Source organism: Stenomitos rutilans (assembly GCF_059505485.1).
This window is the reverse complement of the sequence record NZ_JCACKR010000056.1, coordinates 1-3,508: the sequence shown is the minus strand read 5'-3', so window position 1 is coordinate 3,508 and position 3,508 is coordinate 1. Positions and strand designations below refer to the sequence as shown.

General features: G+C 52.2%; 2 protein-coding genes. One reads left to right on the top strand and one right to left on the bottom strand.

Going from position 1 to position 3,508, the window contains the following annotated elements:
* Positions 1-67 precede the first annotated feature (67 nt).
* Entirely contained in the window at positions 68-3,103 is a 3,036-nt protein-coding gene (locus tag AC5JLP_RS09490) for a Tn3 family transposase (protein ID WP_496067690.1), read from the bottom strand.
* Positions 3,104-3,313: 210 nt separating this feature from the next.
* Here AC5JLP_RS09490 and AC5JLP_RS09485 point away from each other — a divergent pair.
* The coding region (locus tag AC5JLP_RS09485; protein WP_496067689.1) for a hypothetical protein at positions 3,314-3,508 on the top strand (195 nt) is incomplete at its 3' end.

Sequence of the window (3,508 nt, the reverse complement as noted above, 5' to 3'; positions counted from 1 at the left end):
CGGGTCGGAGACCCATTCGTGCAATTTGGTATCACGACTGGCTTAAAAGGCTTTCCAGAAGGGAGTTTCAGGGTATAGTATTTTTGTTCTGTTCGAGCTTTGGTATGACTGGGTGATCGTAATCTAAGGGCTTGGGACGACGGTTGAGGTCAAGGTCATAGAAGCCAAAGCGGTTGACATGCTGCGTCCAGTAAGGACTGAGGGTGGCGATGGCTTCAGCTTCCAGTGGGTAGCCTTCGACCGTGAGTTCTTGCAGAATGCGACTGATCTCAACGACGTTGTAGAAAATTAAGCAGTTGGCGATCAGGTGGTTATAGCGAATTAGCTTGCGCTGTTCTTCCCGATTATTGGTGCTGATGACACCCTCACCGCCAAACGATAACCACTGCACGAAGTGATTGAACGATTCGCTTTTGTTTGTTGCCGCTTGGATCGTCGCGCGTAACTGTGCATCGTTGAGATATTGGAGGAGAAAGCCGGTTCGGACGGCACAGCCCAGGCTGTGGAAGGCTTGATAGAGTTTATTCTTGGTACTGTTCGTGCCCAGCTTACGTAAGACCGTTGAAGCTTGAATCCTACCCGCTTTAACCGACAATGCCACCCGCAACAGATCCGGGAGATAGGTTTCAATCATAGCCCAATCCACAGTCTCACTGAAGAGGGCATCCACATGTTGATAACGACTGGACTGGCTGGGACGGAAGAACGTCAAATCTTTCCAGTTGCGGATACGCGGCATCAGCGTAATGCCGAGCAAGTAAGCCAAGGCGAAAACCGTAGCGCTTTGAGCTTGTGTGTCGCCATGAATGGTGTCTGGTTGAATCTCAGCTTGGTTCTGCAGCAAGCCATCGAGGATATAGACCGCTTCCCAAACGCCACACGGGATGAAATGGCTGAACAACGCAATGTAAGTATCCGAGACGTGGTAGTAGCCAATGCCGCCGTAGCCCCCATACCGAATGTGGTACTCAGCCAGCAGGTTGTTCTCGTAAATATCCCACTTGGTCCCGTCAACGGATGCGTGCTTGCCACCGCCCCAGTATTTGGGCAGTGCAAAGCGGTTATAAGCATTGATGATGTCGGTGATGGAAGCTTGCAACTTGTCAGGATCAATGTGCCGATGATGCACGTGAGAGACCTGCCAGCGATCGAAGCCCTTGAGTGATCGAGCGGCTTGGGAGGGTCCCAAGTTACAGCCATAGCAAAAGGTGGTCGCCAGATAACGAGCGATCGGTTGGTCGAGTTTGGCATCGTAGCCCGACTTCGGTTTGAAAAAGCGCGTCCAGTTGAGCCAGAGTTCGGTATCAATCAAACTATCGAGCAAGTTAATGGGCCGAAGGCGTTGGGCAATTTGCGCTTTCAAGGGCGCAGAGCCAGCAACCACCTTTGCTTTCGGTTTGCGAATGACCAAGCGATCCCGTTCATAATCGACATCAGCATTGTTGGGGAAAGCCTTATCAAAGGTCGTAGCACAGGTTGCTAGCCACTGCTGCACATGGGACACCAAGGCTTTTGGTTCGGTGGGCAACTCCACTTGTTGCCCATACTCTGGCAAAGCGGCGTGATATTCCTCCCAGGAGATTAACTGGCTGTAGTAGTTGCCATAGTCATCACTCCCTTCAATGTAGAGATCTCCCGCTTTGAGCTCCAGTAAAATGTGGGAAAAGACGCAGACTTCAAAATGACGGCGGTGAACCGTCTCAGGATGGGGAGTCCGAGCCCGCTGCCCGGTCACTAACGTCCACCACTTCGGTGGAATCCAACTCAGGTCAAGCCGTTGCTGCCGCACCTCTGTCTCCGTGCCGCGATTTTCAACCATGACCACTGGTAAGGCAGTCTGTCGGCTGTTGCGGTGCTCTAATAAAAACTGCGTAGCTTCGACCAGTGTGACATCCTGAGTGCTGGAGCGTAAAGGAAGCACCTTGATCAGTTGAAAGAGGTTCGCTCGATGACTTTTGTAGAAAGTCTGAAGCAGAGAAAAGTAATTATTGCCGGTATGAGCGAGGTGGGCATCACACTGCTGTATCAAGGTCTCACTCCGCTCACCGATAACCGTCTCAATGGCAGCAAAACGTTCAGGGATCTCTCCCTCTTTCTGGAAAGCCAGCACAAGGTCTCGTAAGGTATGGATTAAGTCATCAGTGCGCGCTTGCGTTTCCACCCGATAGTTTGCCAAGGACAGCTTTCCCTTGTGATGCATCTGCTGCATCTGCTTGACGAACAGCTCGGCTAGATCGTCGAGAGTGCGGGCATATTGCACACTCAACAGTGCCACAGCCAGGGTATAACGTTTAGCTGGCTCCAGCCGTTTCATCTGATGTGCATCCAGCGTGAGGGCTTCTTCGGCACAATGCTTGATCTTGACCGCAGGCAGCTTGAGCAGGGCGGTTTTGCCCCACTGCCATTGGCTCAGTTGCTGGAGCCGCTCCAGCCAGCGTTTCAGTTGAGTGTGGGTCGGTCTACCCGGATCTTGCTTGAGGTCATGCCAGGTCGTTGTTGCGGCTTCAGCATCCAGCCTCAAGAGTGCATCAAGCTGCTCTCGTTCTGGTGGCTTGAGCTGGTCCTTGACCTGTTCGTAAAAGGTGGTCGTGACACGGGCACGGACTTGAGAAGCCATCCGTTGGAAGGTGCTAAAGGCAGGCAATTCAAACCGTTGTCGCACTAACTCCTCGATTGCCACGTTGATCAGGTCGGCTAAATCCTGTTTGGTCAGGGCTGCTTTGCCCAGCGCCTCTTGCATCACGGTGACTGCCGTGACGTTATAGGGCTGCAACTGTAAGTAGTCCCGTATCAATTGCAAATGTCGCTTACGTGTGGCAGAGGCATCGTACTGCTCTAGGGTTCGCTTCGAGACGTGCAACTGGGTCACAGCGGCAAGATGCTGCACAATACTGGGAGGAACTTCCCGCGTAGACACGGCATAACCCAACCGCTGAAAGGTTTTCAATAAGATCACAAAGCCCAGCCGCGTCGCATGGCTCGCCGTCGTGACTTGTTTTGCAAAGTCTAGTTCTTCTGGGGTCGGTGTGTAGATGGCAGTCAATTCTTTCGGACTCAAGGTACTTTTGAACCGGGGGTAGGCGGTCTCTTGGCTACTGGGCATGTCCTCTCCTCACATTCTTGCAAACAAGCAAGTTGGAGGGTAGCAGACAACCATTGATAAGTTCTACTGAAAGTGGGAAAAACATACTACAAGTGCGTTGGACTAGTTTTGGACTGGGCGACCTTCAAAAACCCGTACTACAAGCGTAATCTCACGGGTTTGAAGGTCTTAGAAGTCCGATCTTACCGTGGCACTTCTGCCCACCCCGCAGTGATTGGCAGCCAAACAAACGATGAGTTGAAGTTATCAATCACGCTCTGCCTCAACGCGCTCGCCGCTGCCCTTGTTGATCCACACACCGCCAAAACGGTTCACGTTGATCTTATGCTTGAGCGCTGGAGCTTTATACTGCAAGCGTTTGACACCTATCGTGATACCAAATTGCACGAATGGGTCTCCGACCCG